This window comes from Streptomyces sp. NPDC001985 (assembly GCF_040296845.1).
Taxonomy (GTDB): domain Bacteria; phylum Actinomycetota; class Actinomycetes; order Streptomycetales; family Streptomycetaceae; genus Streptomyces.
Map to the genome: position 1 here is coordinate 1 of NZ_JBEOYB010000019.1, position 22,552 is coordinate 22,552.

At 74.1% G+C, this 22,552-nt stretch carries 14 protein-coding genes; 3 read left to right on the forward strand and 11 right to left on the reverse strand.

What is annotated here, in order from left to right; translation table 11 throughout:
* Positions 1 to 188: 188 nt before the first annotated feature.
* Positions 189 to 1,118 carry an SDR family oxidoreductase gene (locus ABT122_RS11050; protein ID WP_351548683.1) on the reverse strand — a complete coding sequence of 310 codons (930 nt, stop codon included), beginning with the start codon at positions 1,116 to 1,118 and terminating at the stop codon, positions 189 to 191.
* A gap of 199 nt (positions 1,119 to 1,317) precedes the next feature.
* Here ABT122_RS11050 and ABT122_RS11055 point away from each other — a divergent pair, with 199 nt between their 5' ends.
* Positions 1,318 to 2,322: an AraC family transcriptional regulator gene (locus tag ABT122_RS11055; protein ID WP_351548686.1), complete on the forward strand. Its 1,005-nt coding sequence runs from the start codon at positions 1,318 to 1,320 to the stop codon at positions 2,320 to 2,322.
* A gap of 441 nt (positions 2,323 to 2,763) precedes the next feature.
* Positions 2,764 to 5,412, forward strand: coding sequence for an alpha-glucan family phosphorylase (glgP, locus tag ABT122_RS11060; protein ID WP_351548689.1), 2,649 nt, complete (start codon positions 2,764 to 2,766; stop codon positions 5,410 to 5,412).
* A gap of 15 nt (positions 5,413 to 5,427) precedes the next feature.
* On the opposite strand, the gene ABT122_RS11065 is transcribed toward glgP, so the two are convergent.
* From ABT122_RS11065 to ABT122_RS11085, 5 genes are all read right to left on the reverse strand, one after another.
* Positions 5,428 to 6,990 (reverse strand): sensor histidine kinase, encoded by a 1,563-nt coding sequence (locus ABT122_RS11065; protein WP_351548692.1) that lies wholly within the window; start codon positions 6,988 to 6,990, stop codon positions 5,428 to 5,430.
* 4 nt (positions 6,991 to 6,994) lie between these two features.
* A complete protein-coding gene (locus tag ABT122_RS11070) occupies positions 6,995 to 7,729 on the reverse strand; it encodes a response regulator (protein WP_351548695.1) in 735 nt (244 codons plus the stop codon).
* A 62-nt stretch (positions 7,730 to 7,791) separates the two neighbouring features.
* Positions 7,792 to 9,603, reverse strand: a complete 1,812-nt coding sequence (locus ABT122_RS11075) for an NlpC/P60 family protein (protein WP_351548698.1) — start codon at positions 9,601 to 9,603, stop codon at positions 7,792 to 7,794.
* A 100-nt stretch (positions 9,604 to 9,703) separates the two neighbouring features.
* A complete protein-coding gene (cynS, locus tag ABT122_RS11080; protein WP_351548701.1) occupies positions 9,704 to 10,174 on the reverse strand; it encodes a cyanase in 471 nt (156 codons plus the stop codon).
* 88 nt (positions 10,175 to 10,262) lie between these two features.
* The gene (locus ABT122_RS11085; RefSeq protein WP_351548704.1) at positions 10,263 to 10,883 is read right to left on the reverse strand and encodes a carbonic anhydrase; all 621 of its coding nucleotides are present in this window, start codon (positions 10,881 to 10,883) and stop codon (positions 10,263 to 10,265) included.
* Positions 10,884 to 11,008: 125 nt separating this feature from the next.
* Here ABT122_RS11085 and cynR point away from each other — a divergent pair, with 125 nt between their 5' ends.
* Positions 11,009 to 11,914, forward strand: coding sequence for a transcriptional regulator CynR (gene cynR, locus ABT122_RS11090; RefSeq protein ID WP_351548707.1), 906 nt, complete (start codon positions 11,009 to 11,011; stop codon positions 11,912 to 11,914).
* A 98-nt stretch (positions 11,915 to 12,012) separates the two neighbouring features.
* Here cynR and ABT122_RS11095 read toward each other — a convergent pair whose 3' ends face one another.
* The 5 genes from ABT122_RS11095 to glgX form a co-directional block, all read right to left on the reverse strand.
* The gene (locus ABT122_RS11095) at positions 12,013 to 14,049 is read right to left on the reverse strand and encodes a M4 family metallopeptidase (protein ID WP_351548710.1); all 2,037 of its coding nucleotides are present in this window, start codon (positions 14,047 to 14,049) and stop codon (positions 12,013 to 12,015) included.
* A gap of 687 nt (positions 14,050 to 14,736) precedes the next feature.
* Positions 14,737 to 16,002, reverse strand: a complete 1,266-nt coding sequence (locus tag ABT122_RS11100) for a serine/threonine-protein kinase (protein WP_351548714.1) — start codon at positions 16,000 to 16,002, stop codon at positions 14,737 to 14,739.
* 421 nt (positions 16,003 to 16,423) lie between these two features.
* Complete coding sequence (locus ABT122_RS11105; protein ID WP_351548717.1) at positions 16,424 to 18,289, reverse strand: ABC transporter ATP-binding protein; 1,866 nt, start codon at positions 18,287 to 18,289, stop codon at positions 16,424 to 16,426.
* Positions 18,286 to 20,187 carry an ABC transporter ATP-binding protein gene (locus tag ABT122_RS11110; protein ID WP_351548719.1) on the reverse strand — a complete coding sequence of 634 codons (1,902 nt, stop codon included), beginning with the start codon at positions 20,185 to 20,187 and terminating at the stop codon, positions 18,286 to 18,288. The genes ABT122_RS11105 and ABT122_RS11110 overlap by 4 nt, the downstream gene beginning before the upstream one ends.
* A gap of 43 nt (positions 20,188 to 20,230) precedes the next feature.
* Complete coding sequence (glgX, locus tag ABT122_RS11115; RefSeq protein ID WP_351548932.1) at positions 20,231 to 22,531, reverse strand: glycogen debranching protein GlgX; 2,301 nt, start codon at positions 22,529 to 22,531, stop codon at positions 20,231 to 20,233.
* Between the last annotated feature and the right edge of the window lie 21 nt (positions 22,532 to 22,552).

The window sequence follows — 22,552 nt, forward strand, 5'->3', positions numbered from 1 at the left end:
GTTGGCGTTGCGGTCGGCCGGGTTGTCCGCCGGGCCCCCGCCGGGGGGGGGGGGGGCCCCGGCGCGCCGCGCGCCGGGGCCCACGCCCTCGATGACTCCTGTGCTCCCGCTCGCCGCGGTTCGCGCCCCCTACGCGCCCCAGCTCGGCTCGTCCTCGGACCGGTTCCCGGATGTGCCTCGGGCCGCGCTCATGCCAGCGCCCCCGACCACAGCTGCCACGGCTGTCGCGCCACCCACTCCTCCACCGGCGCGGGCGTCAGCGACAGCGCCGAGGCCGATACGCCGCCGTCGCCGGCCAGCAGCCCGGCGCCGGAGCCGGTGGCCAGGTACTGGAAGATCCCGGTCAGCCCGGCGGCGGACTCCGGTCCCAGGGTCCGCGCCAGCTCCCGTTCGAACACCCCGGTCCCCAGCGGTGCGTACCGCACCGGGCAGCCGAGCCCCCGGCCGACGGCGGCGGCCAGCGCCGGTCCGGTCAGCGTCCGGGCGCCGCCGATGTCGAAGCGGCGGCCGGCGGCACCGGGCGTGGTGAGCGCCGCGTGGACGGCCTCGGCGAGATCCCGGTGCGATATCCAGGCGGCCCCGGTCCCCTCGGGCAGCGGGTGGGCGAGCACCCCCTCGTCGACCAGGCCGGGCGCGGTCCAGGCGGTGAACAGGCTGTCCAGATAGACCGGCGGACGCACCACCACCAGCTCCACGCCGCTGTGCGCGAGCCCCTCGCGGAAGACCGTCTCGGCCAGCCGGCGGGTCTCGAAGGCCGCGACACCGGTGGTCTCCACGGGAATCCGGGTGCCCGTGTTGAGAACGACCCGGCGCAGCCCCGTCTCGGCCGCCGCCTTCGTCAGATGCTGGGCGTACCGCAGCACCCGCTCCGCCCGGTACACCAGCGGCAGCGCGACCGCGGCGTGCGTCATCCCGTCGAAGAGCCGCCGCACATCGCCGTACCGGCCCAGATCCCCGGTCCCGAACGAGACGCCGGGCAGCTCCGGGCGGTCCGCGGCGGGTCTGCGGCTCAGGGAGCGGACGCGGTGGCCGCGTTCGACCAGCAGACGGGCCGTGGCACCTCCCTGGAAGCCGGTCGCCCCCACGACCGCCACGCGCATCGGAATGTGATCGGACATATGTCTGAAGAGCCCTTCGATAGGGTGTGCTGGCTGCCGGATACGGCTCTTCAAGGCTTGCCCCGACGGCTTCGGCCGATCAATTAACAAACCGGGTCGGAGGTTGAAGGATCGTCCATGAACCATCACCCCCGTTGGCATCCCTGTGACCGCTGTGACCGCTGTGACCGCTGTGACCGCTATGACCACTGATGCCGCTGTGACCACTGCCGCACCCGCCCCGGTGGTGACGCCGCGCACACCCGTGCCCGGCGCCGACGACCTGCTCAGCGAGCTGCTCAAGCCGCTGCGGCTGACCGGTGTCTTCGACAGCCGCTGGCATGTCCGGGCGCCCTGGGCGATCGAGGGCGGCGCGGATCAGCGGTGCGCGGTGCTGCACTTCGTCACCCGGGGCGGGGGCTGGCTCACGGCCGAGGGCCGCACCCCGATCCGGCTGCGCGCCGGGGACCTCGCCGTCTTACCCACCGGGGCGGCCCACCGGCTCGCGGACCACCCCGAGCGGCGCGGGGGCGTCGTCCTCGGGGCCGTACGGCCGCGTGCCGGCCAGGGGAATCCCGGCGGGGCGGTGGTCGGCGGCGACGGCGGGGTGGAGAGCGGGCTGCTCTGTGCCGGGCTGCACTACGACGAGTCCGCGGCGACCGGCCTCTACCAGGCGCTGCCCTGGGCCCTGGTGCTCGACCGCGCCCAGGTCGACCAGGAGCCGCTGCTCCGGGACACCCTGCGGCTGCTCGCCACCGCCGAGGACCGGCCGGCCGGGCCGGGGGACCGGCTGGTGACGCTGCGGGCCTTCGAGATGGCGCTGGTGCTCGCCATGCGCAATCTGCTGCGGGACCTGGTGGCCGACCCGTCGTCGCTGCCGGTGCTGCGGCACCCCGGGGTGCGCCGGGCGATGGTGATCATCGCGACGCGGTTCGCCGAGTCGTGGACGATCGAGTCGCTCGCCCGCGAGGTGGGGATGTCGCGGTCGGCGTTCACGGCGGCTTTCCGGGAGCTGGTCGGGGAGGCGCCCGCGCGGCATCTGACGGGGCGCCGGATGCAGGAGGCGGCGCGGTTGCTGGGGGAGACGTCGTTGCCGCAGTCGGCGGTGCCGGGGAGGGTGGGGTATCAGAGCACGGTGGGGTTTCATCTGGCGTTCCGCAAGTGGTATGGGATGACCCCCGGGGAGTACCGCTCCACCTCGATCCCCTCCGCTCCCGCCCCCTGAAGCCCCCCGAGCCTGTGCGTTTCCGCCCGTCCGGCACCTGAGTACGGCCCCCGCACCGGGGCGCCCGAGCCCGAGCAAACCCAGCCCGTCCGGCGTTTGAGGACGGACCCTGTGCCGCAGGGCCCCGTACGGCGCCTCCAGCCGCGCCCGAGCCCCCCGGCAGGGAGACCCCTCCGGGACGTGGACGCCGTGCCTCGGGGAGGGTGAGGGAGGCGGTCGGGGGAGGGAGCGGAGGGGCTCCGCGCCGGAGGGGGGCGCTCGGGAAAGCGCAGGTGGGCACGGGCGGCGCGCCCGCATGCGAGGCGGTGGGAGCACACGCCGCACCGGCGCGCGCCGTGGCCGCACCCCACCCCCTCCCACTAACGTCCTCCAGTGACGGGGAGACGCACACACCGCCGTGCGTCCCCTCGAATGCCTCCCTCCCCTGCGAAGGTGGAACCCGTGAAGGCCATTCGTCGATTCACCGTCCGCCCCGTCCTCCCCGAACCCCTCCACCCCCTCACCCCCCTCGCCCGCAACCTCCGCTGGTCCTGGCACACCGAGACCCGTGACCTCTTCCAGGCCGTCGACCCCGGGGGATGGCGGGCCGCGGGCGCCGACCCGGTCCGGCTGCTCGGCTCCGTCCCCGCCGCCCGGCTCGCGGAACTCGCCGAGGACCGGCACTTCCTCCGCCGGCTGACCGCCGCCGCCGCCGACCTGCACGACTACCTCCACGGCGACCGCTGGTACCAGAGCCGCCGGCCCGGCGACCCGCCCTTCCCCGACGCCATCGCCTACTTCTCCCCCGAGTTCGGCGTCACCGCCGCCCTCCCGCAGTACTCCGGCGGCCTCGGCATCCTCGCCGGGGACCACCTCAAGGCCGCCAGCGACCTCGGCGTCCCCCTCATCGGCGTGGGCCTGCTCTACCGCCACGGCTACTTCCGCCAGTCCCTCTCCCCCGAGGGCTGGCAGCTGGAGCACTATCCGGTGCTCGACCCCAACGAACTCCCCGTCACCCTCCTCAGGGAGGCGGACGACACCCCCGCCCAGGTCACCCTGGCGCTGCCCGCCGGCCGTACCCTGCACGCCCGGATCTGGATCGCCCGCGTCGGCCGCGTACCCCTGCTGATGCTCGACTCCGACGTCGAGGAGAACGGACCGGGCGAACGCGAGGTCACCGACCGGCTCTACGGCGGCGGCAGCGAGCACCGGCTGCTCCAGGAGATGCTGCTCGGCATCGGCGGAGTGCGCGCGGTACGGACGTACTGCCGGCTCACCGGCCACCCCGCGCCCGAGGTCTTCCACACCAACGAGGGCCACGCCGGCTTCCTCGGCCTGGAGCGCATCCGCGAACTGGGCGAGCGCGCCGACGGCCCCGGCCTGGACTTCGACGCCGCGCTCGAAGCGGTCCGCGCCGGGACGGTCTTCACCACCCACACCCCCGTCCCCGCCGGTATCGACCGCTTCGACCGCGAACTCGTCGGCCGCCACTTCGGCGAGCGCGCCGAACTCCCCTCCCTCCCCGTCGAGAAGATCCTGCGGCTCGGCGCCGAGACCTACCCCGGCGGCGAGCCCCACCTCTTCAACATGGCCGTGATGGGCCTGCGGCTCGCCCAGCGCGCCAACGGCGTCTCCACCCTCCACGGGGCGGTCAGCCGGGGCATGTTCTCCGGTCTGTGGCCCGGCTTCGACGCCGAGGAGGTGCCGATCACCTCCATCACCAATGGCGTCCACGCCCCCACCTGGATCGCCCCCGAGGTGCTGCGCCTGGGCGCCCGCCGGATCGGCGCGGGCCGCGCCGAGGAGGCCCTCACCGTCGGCGGCTCCGCACTGTGGAACGCGGTCGTGGACATCCCGGACGCCGACCTCTGGCAGCTCCGCCGCGAGCTGCGCGAACAGCTCGTGGACGAGGTCAGACGGCGGCTGCGCGCCTCCTGGCGGCAGCGCGGCGCGGGCGCCGCCGAACTGGGCTGGGTCGACGGCGTCCTCGACCCCTCCGTCCTCACCATCGGCTTCGCCCGCCGGGTCCCCTCGTACAAACGCCTCACCCTCATGCTCCGCGACCGCGACCGCCTCACCGAACTGCTGCTCCACCCCACCCGCCCGGTGCAGATCGTCGTCGCCGGCAAGGCCCACCCCGCCGACGACGGCGGCAAGCGCCTGGTCCAGGAGCTGGTCCGGTTCACCGACGACCCCCGGGTGCGCCACCGGATCGTCTTCCTCCCCGACTACGGCATGGGCATGGCGCAGAAGCTCTACCCCGGCTGCGACGTCTGGCTCAACAACCCCCTGCGCCCCCTGGAGGCCTGCGGCACCAGCGGCATGAAGGCCGCGCTCAACGGCGGACTCAACCTCTCCGTGCTCGACGGCTGGTGGGACGAGTGGTACGAGCCCGACTTCGGCTGGGCGATCCCCACCGCCGACGGCTCCGCCACCGACGAGGAGCGCCGCGACGACCTGGAGGCGGCGGCCCTGTACGAGCTGATCGAGAACCGGGTCGCCCCCCGCTTCTACGAGCGGGACGCCCAGGAACTGCCCCAGCGCTGGATCGAGATGGTCCGCCGCACCCTGGCGTCGCTGGGGCCCAAGGTGCTCGCGGGCCGGATGGTCCGGGAGTACGTGGAGCGGCTGTACGCCCCCGCCGCCGGCGCCCACCGGGCGCTGGACCCCGCCACCGCCCGGGAACTCGCCTCCTGGAAGGCGCGGGTGCGCGCCGTCTGGCCCCGGGTGGCCGTCGACCATGTCGAGACGGCGGAACAGTTCGCGCCGCGCGGTACGGCCGAGCTGGGCGCGAACCTCGCCCTGCGGGCCCGGGTGGCGCTCGGCGAGCTGACCCCCGAGGACATCGAGGTCCAGGCGGTGGCCGGCCCGGTCGACGCGGACGACACCCTCTCCGGCGCCCGCGCCTTCGCCCTCAAGCCCGTCGGCGGCCCCGACCTGGACGGCCGCTGGACCTTCGAGGGCACCCTCGCCCTCGACCGCACGGGCCCCTTCGGCTACACCGTCCGGGTGCTGCCCGCCCATCCGCTCCTGGCGACCGGCACGGACCCGGGCCTGGTGACCCTGCCCGCCGGGGCGGCGGGGGAGAGGGCGGGGGTGCCGCGCCGATGAGGGACACGGCCGGCGTCAGGGCCGGTCCTCCTCGTTGGCCACATCGGTCACCACCGCCTTGGACGCCAGCCGGCCGTCCCGGAAACAGAGCCGGTAGGCGGGCGCGTCGCTGAACCGGCCGACCCGGTAGTAGACGCAGGAGCCGGCGCCCGCCGGCTCCGGGTCGACCCCGGCGGGGCGGCCGTCCAGGGCGTGCTCCGGCAGTCGCGCCGACACCTCGGCACGGGTGTCGCCGACGCCGATCCGCTCGTACTGCGCCCGGTCCGGCACGGACCGGGCGCGGGTGTACTGGTCGGCCGCGAAGAGCAGCACCGCCAGAACCCCCACCCCCGCCACCGGGATCACGATCGCCTGCGCCAGACCGCGCCGCACCCGTCCGCGCGCCTGGCGCAGGGCCCGGCCGGAGGCGGTCGACGGGACCCTCGGCTCCGGCGGCGGGGGCGTCGCGCCGGCCGTCACCGGGAGGCGGGCGGTGACGGTGAACCCACCGTCCGGGCGCGGCCCGTGGTCCAGGGTGCCGCCCGCGAGCCGGACCCGTTCGTCCAGCCCGACCAGCCCGCTGCCGCCGCTCGCCTGCCCCGACGGCGGCCCCTCGGCCCGCCCGCTCTCCACCACGACCAGCACCCAACCGGCCGCCCGCTCCACCCCCACCACCACGGCCGCGCCGGGCGCGTGCTTCGCCGCGTTGGTCAGGGACTCCTGGACGACGCGGTGCACCGCCCGGTCCGTCATCCCCGGCAGCGCCCGCGGTACGCCGTCCTCCCGCAGCCGCACCGCGATCCCGGACTCCCGGGCCCGCTCCACCAGCTCCCGCACGCTCTCGTCCGCCGGCGCGGTCGGCGCCCGCTCGTCGTCGGCGCGCAGCACCCCCACGATGTCCCGCAGCCGGGCGGTGGCGTCGGCCGCCGCCCGCCGCAGCTCCCCGGCGGCGGCCCGCCGGCTCTCGCTCAGCGCCGGGTCCACCTCCAGGGCGGCGGCCCGCACCGCGATCAGCGACAGATCGTGGCCGAGCGAGTCGTGCATGTCCCCGGCGATCCGGGACCGCTCCCGCATCCGCTCCCGGTCGGCGACGGCCCGCTGCTCGCGCTCCATCCGCTCCGCCAGCTGCCAGCCGGTGCGGATCAGCTCCGCGTACTGGAGGACATACCGTCCCACCAGCCAGGGGACGACGACGGTGAAGAGCAGCGAGCCGAGCTGCGCGGGCCAGGCCCAGGGGTCGCGGTCGAGGAGGAGCAGCGCCACCAGACCCGCCGCCGCGACGCTCCCGAAGAAGACGAGCGCGGGCCGGGCGCGGGGGGAGCGCCGGCCGGCGAGGTAGCCGAACGCGGCCATGGACAGCACGTACTCGGAGGCGAACAGCTCCGTGTTCCGCGCGGCGGTCAGCGCGAGGGCGATCCCCAGGGAGAGCAGCGGCACCCGCCGCCACACCAGCGCCGCGACCCCGAGCAGCCCCACCCCGGCGGCGGCCCCGCCCCAGGACCCGCCGTCGTCCGGATCGCCCAGCAGCAGCACCGGGCCGCTGAGGAGCGCCCAGAGCGCGAGATCGACGAGGAGGTGCCGGGTCCGTTGGCTGCGCATGCGGCTACTCTGCCGGACGCGCCCGGCCCGGGTCCCCCGACGAAAGTCCCGGTCCGCGCTCCACCACACCGGCCTCGTGGGCGAGGATCGCGAGCTGGACCCGGTTCCGCAGCCCCAGGCGCGCCAGGACGGCGCTCACATGGGCCTTCACCGTGCTCTCCACCACATGGAGGCGACCGGCGATCTCGCCGTTGGAGAGACCGGCCCCCACCAGGGCGACGACCTCGCCCTCGCGCGCGGTGAGCGGTTCGAGACGGGAGCGGGCGTCGGCGGCCCGGGAGAGCCGGCCGCCGCCGAGCTGGGCGATCACCCGGTGCGCCACCTCGGGGGAGAGGAAGGCCGCGCCGCCGGCGATCGCCCGCACCCCGGAGATCAGATCCCGGGGGTCCCCCGACTTCAGCAGAAAGCCGCTCACCCCGGAGTCCAGCGCGCGGGCGATGTACTCGTCCTCCGAGAAGGTCGTCAGCATCACGACCGCCGTCCCCGGCGCCACCCGCCGCAGCTCCTCGGCGGCGCGCAGCCCGTCCAGCCGGGGCATCCGGATGTCGAGCAGCGCCACATCGGGCCGGTGCCGCAGCGCCAGATCGACCGCCTCGTGCCCGTCCCCGGCCTCCGCGACGACCTCGATCCCGGGTTCGGCGCCGAGGATGGCCCGCACCCCGGCGCGGATCATGGCCTCGTCGTCGGCGAGCAGAACGCGTACGGCGGTGTCGGGACCGGGGCCGGCGGAGGTCGTCATACGGTCAGATTACGGCGCGGGGCACGGCCGCTCCCGCCGCACCCCGCGCCCGCCGGCGGCCGTCAGAGCCGGCGGACCGTGCGCAGGCGGGTGGCGTACTTCTTGGTGCCGTCCAGGAGCGAGGGGCCGCCGACATCGGCCAGGGTCGGGCCGTTGGGCGTCTTGCGGCTGGAGAGGAAGCGCCGCTTCCCGTTCTGGTCGAGGCCCAGGTAGATCCCGACGTGGTCGATGAACTCGGTGCCCTGTGTGGCGTCGAAGAAGACCAGATCGCCGACCCGGAGCCCGGTCAGGGAAGGCGGCGTCGCGGCCGAGTGGGCCACCTGCGCCGAGCCGGCCCACTGGGCCATCCACTCCGAGGTGCGCGGCAGGAAGCCGCCGCTGTTCCCCGAGCTGAAGTCGCCGAGCCCGATCCCCAGATGGTGCCCGAAGACCATCCGGACATAGCCCGAGCAGTCCAGGCAGCGGGCGTTGGCCGCGTCCGCCGAGTGGCGGTGGCCGTCGGGGAAGTTCCAGTCCGTCTCCATGTACTCGTGGAAGTCGGCGCCCTCCCGCGGGCCGCCGTTCGCCGGCGGGCCGTACCGGGACTCGCCGAGGACGCGCTTGCCGAACTGCTGCTTCCCGGCCTCGGCCGACACCACCCCGGGGGCGCCCGGCAGGAACATGGCGGCGAGGGCGAGCGCGTCGGGCTCCGTCGATCCGTACCAGTCCCGGATCTGCTGCTCCAGCGCGGGCGTCCAGGTGCCGTTGTAGGGGTCCTTCAGGACCCGTATCCACTCCCGGTGGGTGACGGAGGGGTTCTCGGCCCAGGAGGCGCTGGTGACGGTGAACTCGGAGACCTTGAGCCGGATCGGCAGGGCGCTCGTGGCGACGGCGCCCGCCGCCGCCCGGACGCCGACCCGGCCCGCGCCGAAGGTGGTGTCCGACGCCTTCTCGACGCCCCACTGGGGGTTCTCCGCCCGGTCGGCGCGCCAGGCCCGGGCCCTGAGGGAGCCGCCCTGGCGGCTGACCCGGATCGTCCACGGGTCGAGCGCGGAGCCGCCGCTGTCCAGGGTGACGGGCCCGTCCAGGACGGTGACGGTGTTCTGCTGCTCCTTCTCCAGCCGGAGTTCGACGGCGCCGCCGGGGAGGAAGGAGAGCCGGGCGCGGTAGTGGTCGTCGAAGCTCTGGAACCCGAAGGAGAGGGAGTGGGAGAGGGTGACCCCGGCGGGCGCGCTGTCGAAGCTCGCCGTGGAGCGCGCGTCGACATCGGTGATCATGTCGTCGGAGAGCGTCGAGTGGCGGGCGAGGGTGGGGTTGGTGGCGGTGATCGCGATCGCCCCGGTGCCGGAGGCCGTCCCGGTGCCGGGGGTCACGGTGAAGTCGCTGTCCGGGCCGTTGTTGTGCACCCAGAAGTTCCGCGAGGGCCCGGCGCCCCACCCCTCCGTGCTGCTGCGGTCGAAGCGGTCGGAGAAGGTCAGCTTGGACTCGCCGAAGGTCCGCTCCGGGCCGCGCATCCGGACCGTGCGCGCGTTCCTGGTGAGCACGGCGACCTCGACGCGCTGCGACGCGTCCCCGGGGTGGTCGGGGTTCTCCCGGGTGATCCGGGTGCCGGGGAGCGCTCCGCCGACGGCTTCGGCGGTGACCGGGCCGAGCCCGCCGCCGACGGAGCCGTGAAGCATCGCGTCGTTGGCGGCGAGGAGGACGGAGCCGCCGCCCGGTCCGGTGGTGGACCGGGGCGGGCCGGCCGCCGCGAGGCCGGCGGCGGTGCGCGCGGGCGCGGCCTGCGCGGCCTGCGCGGCCTGCGCGGCCTGCGCGGTGGCGGCCGGGGCGATCAGGGGGGTGGCGGTCGCCGCGGCCACAGCGGTCAGAAAGGTGCGTCTAGTGGGTTTTGACATGAATTCATGATCGCTGACGGATGCGGGGCCGGCCCACACCGGCGGTGATATCACCGCTCCGGTGCGGTCCGGCCCCGCACGGGCCCTCGGCCGATCCGGTTCAGAAGGGCTTGGTCGGCAGGTACTTGCCGTCCAGGGTGATCACGGCGCGCTCGCCGCCGTCGGGGTCGGCGACCTTCTTCACATCGAGCCTGAAGTTGATCGCGCTGATGATGCCGTCACCGAACTGCTCGTGCACCAGCGCCTTGAGGGTGGTGCCGTAGACCTGGATCATCTCGTGGAAGCGGTAGATCGTCGGGTCGGTGGGGACGGAGCCGGGGATCGAGCCCCGGGTGGGGATGGTCTGGAGCAGCAGCGCCGCGTCGTCGTCCAGGCCCAGCAGTTCGGCGACGGCCTGCGCCGCGGCCTCCGGCAGCGGGTGCTGGCCGAGCACGGCGGCGGTCACGAAGGCCACCGAGAAGTCGGTGACATCGGCGATCTGCTGCCAGGTCAGGTCCTTGCGCGTCTTGGCGTCGACGGCGGCGTTGGCGAGGGCCTGGCGGGCGGTGGGGTCGAACTGGGAGTGCGCCATGGGAGGGGTGTCCTTTCGGGGTGGGGCCGTACGCCGCCGGGGTGGCGGGGACGGCGGGTCGCGGGAGGGTGTGGCGGACGCGCGGGGGTCAGGCCGCGAGGGCCGCCGGGCGGTGGCCGTTCGGGTGGGCGCCCGGGTCGAGTTCCTCGACGGCGCCGGTGGCGATGTCGAAGACCCAGCCGTGCAGTGTGACCGTTCCCCGCGCCAGCGCACGGGCCACCGGGGGATGGGTGGCCAGATTCGTGAGCTGCGCCAGCACATTCCGGCGTACGAGGGCGGCGACCGACTCCGCCGCGGTGCCGCCGGTCGCGGTGCGGGCCGGGGAGGCGTCCGCGTGCCGCAGCCAGCCGGCGACGGCCGGCGCTCCGCTGAGGTCGTGGCCCTCGGCCAGCGCGGTCATCGCGCCACAGGCGGAGTGCCCGCACACCACGACGTCACGGACGCCGAGCACCGCCACGGCGTACTCGACGCTGGCCGCGATGCCGTCGCCGCCCGGGGTGTGGGCCGGGACGAGATTTCCGGCGGTACGGATGACGAACAGCTCACCCGGCTCGCTCTGGGTGATCAGCTCCGGCACCACCCGGGCGTCGGAGCAGCCGATGAACAGGGTTCCCGGCCGGTGGGTGCCGGCGAGCCTGCCGAACAGCTCCGCCTTGCCGGGGAAGACCTCCCGCTGGAAACGCGTGAGGCCCTGGACGAGATCGTGCACGGGTCACTCCCTTCGGTGGGCGTCGGCCCGATCGGGCTGACGGAATCCACCCTGCATGACCTGTATCTATAGTGTCCAAGACGTAGTAGGCATGATTGCTATTGATCTGATCTATGATTGGTCTCATGGCCATGGAACTGCGTCATCTGCGCTATCTGCTCGCCGTCGCCGAGCACGGCAACTTCACCCGCGCGGCCGAGGACCTGCGGATCTCCCAGCCCACCCTCTCCCAGCAGATCAAGCAGCTGGAGCGCGCCGTGGGCGTACAGCTCCTCGACCGCACGGGCCGCACCGTGCGTCTCACCGACGCGGGGGAGACCTATGTGCACTACGCCCGGCGCGCGCTGCGGGACCTGGCCGCCGCCGAGCGGGCGGTGCTCGACGTGGCCGACCTCTCCCGGGGCAGCCTGCGGCTCGCGGTGACCCCGACCTTCACCGCGTATCTCATCGGCCCGCTCGTCGCCGAGGTGCACTCCCGCCACCCCGGCATCACGCTCGACGTGGAGGAGATGACCCAGGACCGCATCGAGGCCGGGCTGCTCGCCGACGAACTCGACATCGGGATCGCCTTCGCCGGGCCCCATCTGCCCGGGATCGCCGCCACCCCGCTGTTCACCGAGACCCTCAGCCTGGTCGTGGGGGCGCACCGGCCGGAGGCGGGACGCGGGCGTCCGCTCCCCGTGGCGGAGCTGGCCGGTCACCGGCTCGCGCTCCTCAGCGGGAACTTCGCCACCCGGGGCCACACCGATGCCTACTTCGCCCGGCACCGCGTCAGCCCCCGGATCGTCGTGGAGGCCAACTCCATCCAGGCCCTGACGGAGATCGTCCGCCGCACCCCCCTCGCCACGGTGCTGCCCGACGCCATCGCCCACGACCACCCCCATCTGAGCCCCATCCCCCTCGAACCGGCCCTGCCGGCCCGCACGGTGTCGCTGCTCCGCCGGGAGAGCGGCTACCGCAGCGCCGCCGCGCGCGCGTTCACCCGTCTCACCGGGGAACTGGTGGCCGCGCGTGGATACCTCCCCGCCTGAACGGGAACGGGAACGGGCCGGAAACGGGTGTCGCCCGGGAGGGAGCCGTGGCTCCTCCCCCGGGCGAACGGGTCATCGCCGGTCCGTGCGGTCCCGGGTCAGAAGGTGAGCTTGAAGTTGTTGATGTACCCGGTGTCCTGCGCGGCGCGGTCCTGCACCCGCAGCCTCCAGACGCCGTTCGCGACCTCGGAGGACGCGTTGACCGTGTAGGTCTCCTGGACGTTGTCCGCCGAGTCGGAGGAGCTGTACGGCTTCAGCGAGTACACCGACCCGTCGGGGGCGACCAGGTCCACCACCAGGTCGCCGCGCCAGGTGTGGACGATGTCCACCGCGGCCTTCAGCGTCGCCGGGGCGTTGCCCGCCACGCCGGAGACGGTCACCGCGGACGTCACGGCGGCACCGTTGTCCGGGATGGAGACATCCGCGGTGTTCTCGAAGCTGGTGCCCGGGTCGGGGTTGCCGCCGCCGGGGCGGGCGCCGACGTTGATGGCGGCCCAGGCGTTGGTCACACCGGCGACCTCGGCGCTGTTCGCCCCGTACAGCTCCGTCGCCACCGCGATCGTGCCGGTGCGCGCGGCGGCGTAGTTGGTGGTCGAGGTGAACTTGGTGGTGAGCGCCTTGTACCAGATCAGCGCGGCCTTCTCGCGGCCGATGGCCGTGACCGGCAGCCCGTCGGAGGTCGGCGAGTCGTAGCTCACGCCGTTGAGCGTCTTGGCGCCGCTGCCCTCGGAGGCGAGGTAGAACCAGTGGTTCGCCGGGCCCGAGGAGTAGTGGACGTCGACTCCGCCGATGCCCGAGTACCAGTAGTCCTTGGACGAGCCGTCCCGGCTCGGCCGGTCCATGTACCGCAGCGGGGTGCCGTTGCCCCGGATGTCGATCTTCTCGCCGACGAGGTAGTCGCCGAGGTCCTGCGGGTTGTTGGCGTGGAACTCCACCGCCGCCGCGAAGATGTCGGAGGTCGCCTCGTTCAGCCCGCCGGACTCCCCGCTGTAGACGAGGTTGGCCGTCGACGAGGTGATGCCGTGCGTCATCTCGTGCGCGGCGACATCGATGGAGGTCAGCGGCTTGGCGTTGCCCGCGCCGTCGCCGTAGGTCATGCAGAAGCAGCTATCGGTCCAGAAGGCGTTGGAGTAGTTGTTGCCGTAGTGGACCCGGGAGGAGGCGCCGACCCCGTCGCCCCTGATCCCGCTGCGGCCGTGCACGTTCTTGAAGTAGTCCCAGGTCACCCCGGCGCCGTAGGCGGCGTCCGCGCCGGCGGTCTCGGTGTTGGCGGGCAGGCCGTTGCCCCAGATGTCGTCCGGCCCGGAGAAGAGGGTGCCGGCGCCGGAGGTGCCCCGGTTCAGATTGGTGGTGCGGTGGTTGCCGCGCCCGGGGTCGGTGAGGTTGTACGTGGACCCCGACTGGGTGGAGCCGAGCGTCACCTGCCCGCTGTACTGGGTGTTGCCGGTGCCGTTGTGCACCGCCTGCCACTCGTAGAGCTTCTCGCCGGTGGCGGCGTCGGTGACGACGTGCAGCTCGTTGGGGGTGCCGTCGTGCTGGAGGCCGCCGACGACCGTCTCGTACGCCAGCACCGGTTTGCCGCCCTGCGCCAGCCAGACCACCTTGCGCGGCGCGCGGTCCGCGTCGGTGCGGGTGGAGCCCTCCGCCTTCGCGCGGGCCAGGGCCTGCTTCTCGGCCGCCGCCGGGGCGATCAGCGCCTTGGTGGCGACGCCCTTGAGGGCGGTGCGCGAGGCCCTGGTGACGGACTCGGTGACACCGGCCCCGGTCTCGGCGACGACAAGGTCGCCGCCGAGCACCGGGAGGCCGCCGAAGGTGCGCTCGTAGCGGGTGTGGACGGTGCCGTCGCGGTCCCGGGCCACATCCCGGACGACCAGCTTCTCCTGGGCGCCGAGCCCGAGTTCCCGGGCGGTGGCGGCGGTGCCGGCGCTCTGCTCGCGTATCAGCTCCGCCCGCTGGGCGGGGGTCAGCGCGACGGGCAGGGCGCCCGGGTCGGCCTTCCCCGCCTTGGCGGCGGCGGGGGAGGCCGCCGCGCCGGCGGCGGAGGAGGGGCCGGCCTGGAAGCCGACGGCCACGAGCGCGGCGGTGGCGATGAGGGCTCCGGTCGCGGTGGTGCGACGGCGGGAGGTGGATCTCACGCGTACTCCTTCTGCGAAGGCGGTACCGGACGGCAGGGCGGGCCGTCCGGGCAGAGCATGCCGAGCGAGTGTTCGAGGAACGGGGGAAGAGTGGCAGGAGTAACCAGTTTCTGTCAGGGGCGCGTCAAGAATTGGCCGGAATTCGTCCGTTGAGCGAGGGGGGGTGTTCGTTAACCGAACGTTGCGCCCATGTTGCCTGCCCCCCGCCCGGCGCGGGCCCGGGTCGGGGGCCTGCCCCCGAACCCCCGCTCCTCAATCGCCGGAGGGGCTGGGGGGGGGGCTCGGGCCGCCGGTGGGGTTGGGGTGCTTGGGCTGCCGGTGGGGCCGGGGTGGTGCTGCTCGATCGCGGAGGGGCTGAGGTCGTGCTCCTGAAGGGCCGGGGAGGCCGGCTGCGTGTGTCTCGATCGCCGGTGGAGCCGAACCCCCGCGCTCCTCAATCAATCGCCGGAGGGGCTGGGGGGCTGGGGGCTCTGATCTGTCGGTGACGGGGGCAGTCCAGCCCGTCCGGGATCAACTCCCCGAGGCGGCTCCGGGGGAGTTCCGGAACCGACCCGCGCCACGGGAGGCGGGCGCACGCTCAGCCTGTCCGGCATGTGAACGGACCCCGTGTCGCAGGGCCCGCGCCCCGCGACACGGAGCCACCGGTCATGGGTGGGGGATTCGGCCACCCGGGCCGCGGGGCCGGGGTCAGGCCGTGGCGAACCCCCGGTGGGTGATGCTGGCCACCACCCCCGCCACCTTCACCTCCACCACGACCTCCCCCCGCGTCCACCGCGTGGTCTCGTCATCGGGCGCCCCCAGCTCCGCCAGCACCGCCCCCGCGAGCCGCTCGCGGTCCTCCACCGACGGGTAGAACGCCACCAGATACAGCCGGCCGCGCCCGTTGAAGGCGTACTGCGTGGACATCGCGATCCCGCAGAACGGCTCGGGGTCCAGCCCCGTCACCCACCAGTCACCGTTCCGCCGCGCGGTCCCCGGAAACCGCTCACGGAACTCCGCGACCGTCGCCCCCCAGGCCACCCCGCTCCACCCGGACTCCACACCCTCGGGCTCCCCGGGCCCGGAGAGCCCGCCGTCCCCCACCCCGCCCGCCGGTACGCCCCCCACCGACGCGGAGACGGCCGGCGGCAGCCACTCCCCGCTCACCGGCTCCCCGCCGCCGCAGGTGTCCACGATCTCCGCCATCGACGGACGGTCCGCCGGATTCCTGGCCAGACAGGACGCCACCAGCGAACGGAAGGCGCCATCGACGCGCGACAGATCCGGCTCCTCGTGGACGATCCGGTACAGCACCGCCGCCGGATGGCCCTCCCCGAACGGCGCCGCGCCCCCCGACGCGAAGGCCAGCACGGACCCCAGCGAGAAGACATCGCTCGCGGGCCCCACCTCCCGGTCACCGCGCGCCTGCTCCGGGGACATGTACGCCGGGGTCCCCCGGATCACCCCGGTCGTCGTCTGCGAGGTCGCCTCCAGGGCGCGGGCGATCCCGAAGTCGATGACACGCGGCCCGTCCCCCGCGAGGATCACATTCCCGGGCTTCAGATCGCGGTGCACCAGCCCGCGGTCGTGGATCGCGTCCAGCCCCTCCGCCAGCCCGGCCACCAGCACCCGGACCGCGCCGGCCGGCAGCGCGCCGTGCCCGTCCACCGCCTCCCGCAGGGAGGGCCCGGGCACATAGGCGCTGACCAGCCAGGGCCGTTCCGCGTACGGATCGGAGTCCACCACCTGCGCCGTGAAGAACCCGCCGACCCTCCGGGCCGCCGCCACCTCCCGCGCGAAGCTCCGCCGGAACCCCGCATCGGCCCCGTACTCCGCGCGGACCACCTTCACCGCCACGGGCCTGCCACCCGCCGAACGCCCCAGAAAGACGTCCCCCATCCCGCCGGAGCCCAGCCGGCCCACCAGCCGGTAGCCACCCACCCGCTCCGGATCACCCGGTCGCAGAGCTTCCACCGGTACTCCTCCCGCGCGACCCAACCCCCGGACCGGGGGGCATCGTCTCAGACGAGCGTCGGTCACGGACCGGTTCCGGGCCGCTCCCTCCATGCCAGGACCGCCACAGCGCGGCGTACGCCCCGCCCCCGGCAGTCGCCGACCGCCTCCCGGGCCGCCGAGATCCCCCGATGGTGCGGGCCCCGGCCGCGGTGGCGGCGGGCTGCTCCGCGAGGACCGAGCTGACCGCGCCCCGAGCGGGATGCACCGTGAGCGCTCGGCGCGGGTACCAGCTGGGTTGGTGTGCGTCCGGCGCCGGTGGCCGGCCCTCGCGCGACGGGTGGCCCGGGCAATCCCAGCCCGTCTGGGGGCAGCTCCGGGGGAGATTGAGGACGCCCCCTGTGCCACAGACCCCGCACCGCGGGGAGCCCCCACCACAGCCTCAGGCCAGGCTCGTCCGCCAAGCCTGGTGGAGGTTGGCGAAGTGCCCCTTCGCGGCGATCAGCTCCCCCGGCGAACCGTCCTCCACCACCCTCCCCCCTTCCATCACCAGCACCCGGTCCGCCACCTCCACCGTCGACAGCCGGTGCGCGATCACCACCGCCGTCCGCCCCCTCAGCACCGTGTCCATCGCCCGCTGCACCGCCCGCTCCCCCGGAACATCCAGCGAGCTGGTCGCCTCGTCCAGGATCAGCACCGCCGGGTCGGCCAGCAGCGCTCGGGCGAACGCCACCAGTTGCCGCTGGCCGGCCGAGATCCGGCCACCGCGTTTCCGTACGTCCGTGTCGTACCCCTCCGGCAGCGCGCTGATGAAATCGTGCGCGCCGATCGCCTTCGCCGCCGCCTCGATCTCCGCGCGGCTCGCGTCCGGACGCCCGATGGCGATGTTCTCGGCGACCGTCCCGGAGAACAGAAACGCCTCCTGCGTCACCATCACCACCCCGCGCCGCAGCTCCGGCAGCGCCAGCTCCCGGAGATCCACCCCGTCCAGCAGCACCCGCCCCTCCGTCGGGTCGTAGAACCGGGCCAGCAGCTTCGCCAGCGTCGACTTCCCCGCGCCCGTGGAGCCGACGACCGCGATCGTCTGGCCCGCCGGGACGGTCAGACCGAAGGTGGGCAGCACCTCACCGCCCGTACGGTAGGCGAACCGCACCCGGTCGAAGACGACCGCCCTGCCCGGCTCCCCGCCGCGCCTCGGCGGCAGCTCCCCGGGGCGCTCGGGCTCGGGCACGCTCGGCGTCTGGGCCAGCAGTCCCGCGATCTTCGTCAGCGACGCGACGGCGCTCTCGTAGGAGTTGAGGAACATCCCGAGCCGGTCGATCGGGTCGTACAGCCGCCGCAGATAGAGCACACACGCCGCCAGCACCCCCAGCGCCAGCGTCCCGTCGGCGACCCGGTAGGCGCCCCACAGCACGATCCCGGCGACCGCCGTGTTGGCCACCAGCCGCGAGCCGACGACATACCGCGCCATCTCGATCAGCGTGTCCCCGTTGCTGCGGCCGTGGTGGTCGTTGAGGACCCGGAACGCCTCATCGTTGGCCCGCTCCCGGCGGAACGCCCGCACCGGCCGGATGCCGTTCAGCGTCTCGGTGAACTTCACGATCACCCCGGCTATGGCGGTCGACCGGGTGCTGTAGATGACCCCCGCGCGCCGCCGGTAGATCCGCACCAGCAGGAACAGCGGTACGAAGGACGCGATCGCGACCCCGCCGAGCCCCAGGTCCAGCCAGAGCAGCATCACCGAGATGTAGACGAAGGCCAGCACCACGTCGATCAGTTCCTGGAGCCCCTCCTCCAGCAGCTCGCGCAGGGACTCCACGTCCGAGGTGGAGCGCGAGATCAGCCGGCCGGAGGTGTAGCGCTCGTGGAAGTCCAGGCTCAGGGCCTGCGAGTGGCGGAAGATCCGGCCGCGCAGATCCAGCAGCACATCCTGGTTGAGCACCCCGGAGACCCGGATGAACAGATACTGGAACAGCCCCGCGCCCAGCGAGCAGAGGGCGTAACCGGTCGCGACCGCGATCAGCGGCCCGTGGTTCTGCTCCCGGAAGGCGGGTACGCCCCGGTCGATGGCGTAGGCGACCAGCAGCGGGCCCGCCTGGATGGTGGCCTGCTGGACGAGCAGGATCAGGACGAGCCGGATCAGCCGGGGGCGGTGCGGCCGGAGCAGCGACCGCAGCAGCGTGCCGGTCGCGCCCTTGACGGTGGGCAGATCGTCCCGGTCGAAGTGATCGGCGGGCTGCTCGGCCGGCGGCGCGGCGGGCGGCGGGGGCGCCTGGGCGGCCTCCGGCCCGGAGGCGGTGGTGGTCATCGTGGGTCCCCTTCTCCCTCTGCGCCCTCTGTGCCCTCAGTGGCCTCTGCGCCCTCTGTGCTTTCCGCACCCGACATCAGCCAGGCGTACTCCGCGCTCGTCCGCAGCAGTTCCTGATGCGTCCCCACGGCCGCGATCCGCCCCTCGGAGAGCAGCGCCACACGGTCCGCGAGCAGCACCGTGGACGGCCGGTGGGCCACCACCAGCGCCGTGGTGTCCTCCAGGACCTCCCGCAGGGCCGCCTCCACCAGCGCCTCCGTGTGCACGTCGAGCGCCGACAGCGGATCGTCCAGCACCAGGAAGCGGGGTCTGCCGACCACCGCCCGTGCCAGCGCGAGCCGCTGGCGCTGCCCGCCGGAGAGGCTCAGCCCCTGCTCACCGACCTCGGTGCGCACTCCGTCCGGGAGGCCGTGCACGAACTGTGCCTGCGCCACCCGGAGCGCCCGCTCCAGATCCTCGGCCCTCTCCGCCGCGTCGCCGTCCCCCGCGCCCATGAGGACGTTCTCGCCGACCGTGGCGGAGAAGAGCGTCGGCTCCTCGAACGCCACCGACACCAGCCCGCGCAGCCGCTCCCTGGGCATGGCCGCGATGTCCTCGCCGTCCAGGGTGATCCGGCCGGAGGTCGCCTCGTGCAGCCGGGGTACGAGCGCGGTGAGGGTGGTCTTCCCGCTGCCGGTGGCGCCGACCAGGGCCATGGTCTCGCCGGGCCGGATGTGCAGATCGATCCGGTCGAGCAGGGGCGGGGTGTCGTCGGCCGTGTCGGGATAGCGGAACCGGACCCCCTCGAACCGCAGCCCCGCCGCAGGAGCCGCCGCCGGAGCCGGAGCCGAGCCCGACATCGAAGCCGAAGCCGAAGCCGAAGCCGAAGCCGAAGCCGAAGCCGAAGCCGCCTCCGAGGTGTCCGGCTCCCGCTTCTCGTCCATCACCTCGAAGTACCGGTCCGCCGCCGTGGCCGCCTCCTGGCACATCGCCAGCAGGAAGCCGAGCGACTCCACCGGCCACCGCAGCGCCAGGGCGATCGACAGAAACGCCACCAGCGTGCCCGCCGACAGATCCCCGTCCGCGACCTGGACCGTGCCCAGCACCAGCGCGGAGCCGATCGCCATCTCCGGGATCACCGTGACGGCCGACCAGATCCAGGCCAGCAGCCTGGCCTTGGCCAGCTCCGTGCCGCGCAGCTCGTGCGACATCGCCGTGAAGGCACGGGCCTGGCTGCGGTGGCGGCCGAAGCCCTTGACGACCCGGATGCCGAGGACGCTCTCCTCGATCAGTGTCGTCAGATCGCCCACCTGGTCCTGGGCGCGGCGCGCGGCGAACGCGTACCGCGACTCGAACCAGGAGATCAGGATCATCAGCGGTACGACCGGAACCAGCAGCACCAGCGCGAGCAGCCACTCCTGCGCGAACAGGATCACAAAGCCCACCAGGATGGTGGTGCCGTTGACCAGCAGGAAGGTCAGCGGGAACCCGAGGAACATCCGGATCAGCGCCAGATCCGTGGTGCCGCGCGACAGCAGCTGCCCCGACGCCCACCGGTCGTGGAAGGCCACCGGCAGCCGCTGGAGATGGGCGTAGAGCCCGGCCCGCATGGCCGCCTCCACCCCCGCCAGCGGGCGGGCCACCAGCCAGCGGCGGATACCGAAGAGCACCGCCTCGGCGAAGCCGAGCAGCAGCAGCGCGAGCGCCCCCAGCCACACTCCGCCGGGGTCGCGGTCGGCGATCGGACCGTCCACCATCCACTTCAGCACCAGCGGGATGACGAGGCTCAGACAGGAGGCCACGATGGCGATGAGGGCCGCGATGAACAGCCGGGCCCGGACCGGCCGTACATAGGGCCAGAGCCGCAGCAGTGAGCGTACGGCGGACCGGCCCTCGGGAGCTATGTGTGAAGTGGACATCAGGAGTGAGCCTACGGTTCATCCCTGACAGCCCTCATCCGATTTATCCACCGGGCCCGCCCTTCGCCCCGCCCTTCGCCCCGCCCTCCGCCCCGCTCCCCGGCACCACCCGCAGCAGCAGCGCCGCCCTCGGCCCGACCGCCACCGCCTCCCCTCCCGCGCGCACCGCCCCCGGCGCGCCCGACTGGTCCTCGGGCTCCGTGTCCACCAGCACCTCGTACGCCGACGCCCACGGCGGGCCCGGCAGGGTGAAGTCCACCGGGGCGTCCCCCGCGTGGAGGATCAGCAGAAAGCTGTCGCCGGTGATCCGCCGCCCCCGCGCGTCCCGGCCGGGGATGTCCCGGCCGGAGAGCCGCAGAGCGAGCGTCGCGGCGGGCGCGTACCAGTCCCGCTCGGTCATCTCGGTGCCGCGCGCGGTGAACCAGGCGAGGTCCGGCAGCCCGTCCGCCGCCCCGGCCCGCCCGGAGAAGAAGTCGGCGCGGCGCAGTGCCGGATGGTCCCGGCGCAGGGCGAGCAGCCGGGTGGTGAGATCCAGCAGCCCGCGCGCCCCCGACCGCTCCCGCTCCCGCTCCAGCGCCCCCGACCGCTCCCGCTCCCCGGAGAGACCGCCCGCCCCCGCGCGGGTGACCGGCGACCAGTCCACCCACCCCACCTCGTTGTCCTGGCAGTACGCGTTGTTGTTGCCGCCCTGGGTCCGCCCCATCTCGTCCCCCGCGACCAGCATCGGGACCCCCGTCGACAGCAGCAGCGTGGTCAGCAGATTGCGCGCCTGGCGCCGCCGCAGGGCGTTGATCCCCGGGTCGTCGGTCTCGCCCTCCGCGCCGCAGTTCCAGGAGCGGTTGTCGTCCGCGCCGTCGCGGTTGGACTCGCCGTTGGCCTCGTTGTGCTTCCGCTCGTGGCTCACCAGGTCCCGCAGGGTGAATCCGTCGTGCGCGGTGACGTGGTTGACGGAGGCGCGCGGCCGGCGCCCGCCGGGGGCGTAGAGATCGCTGGACCCCGAGAGCCGGTACCCCAGCTCCCGCACATCGGGCAGCGCGCCGCGCCAGAAGTCCCGTACGGCATCCCGGTAGCGGTCGTTCCACTCGCTCCACTCGGCGGGGAAGGCGCCCAGCCGGTAGCCGCCGGGACCCAGGTCCCAGGGCTCCGCGATCAGTTTCACCCCCCGCAGTACGGGGTCCTGGGCGAGCGCCGCGAGAAACGGGGACTCCATGTCGACCCCGTCCGCCGTACGGGCCAGCGCGGACGCCAGATCGAAGCGGAAGCCGTCCACGCCCATCTCGGTCACCCAGTACCGCAGCGAGTCGGTGATCAGCCGCAGCACCGGCGGGTGCGCGGTACGGAGGGTGTTGCCGCACCCGGTGTGGTCGGCGTACGCGCGGGCGTCGGGCTGGAGCCGGTAGTAGCCCGGGTTGTCGATCCCGCGCAGGGAGAGCGTCGGGCCCGGCCGGCCTCCCTCCGCCGTGTGGTTGTAGACCACGTCGAGGATGACCTCGATCCCGGCGGAGTGCAGCGCCGCCACCATCGACCGGAACTCGCCGACCTGCTCGCCCCGGGTCCCGCCGGCCGCGTATCCGGCGTGCGGGGCGAAGTACCCGATGGAGTTGTACCCCCAGTAGTTGCGGAGGTTCCGCTTCAGCAGATGGTCCTCGTGGGCGTACTGATGGACGGGGAGCAGCTCCACGGCGGTCACCCCCAGCCGGGTGAGATGGCCGATCGCCGCCGGGTGCGCCAGGCCCGCGTAGGTGCCGCGCAGCCGGTCGGGGATGTCCGGGTGGAGCCGGGTGAAGCCCCGGACGTGCAGTTCGTAGAGGACCGTCTCGGCCCAGGGGGTCCCCGGGCGCGGCCCGGTCGCGGGGGAGTGGTCCCGGACCACGACCCCCTTGGGGACGTACGGGGCCGAGTCCCGGTCGTCGCGCACGGTGTCGGCGGCCCATGGCCCGGCCCGGTCGCGGACATGTCCGTAGACCTCGGGCGGCAGCGCGTACTCGCCGTCCACCGCGCGGGCGTACGGGTCGAGCAGCAGCTTCGCCGGGTTCCAGCGGGCCCCGGTCCAGGGGTCCCAGCGGCCGTGCACCCGGTAGCCGTACCGCAGGCCGGGGCGGGCCCCGGGGACGAAGCCGTGCCAGATCCCCTCGGTGGGGGCCGCCAGCGGCAGCCGGGTCTCGGCGCCCGACTCGTCGAAGAGGCAGAGGTCGACGCCCTCGGCCCCGCCCGCCCAGAGCGCGAAGTTGGTGCCGTGGGTCCCGCCGGGCCCGGTCCCGCACCGCGCTCCGAGCGGCGCGGGCACCCCCGGCCACACCTCCGCCACCGGGACCGCCTCCCGCACCGATTCCGACTCCGACACCGGCTCCGACTCCGACACCGG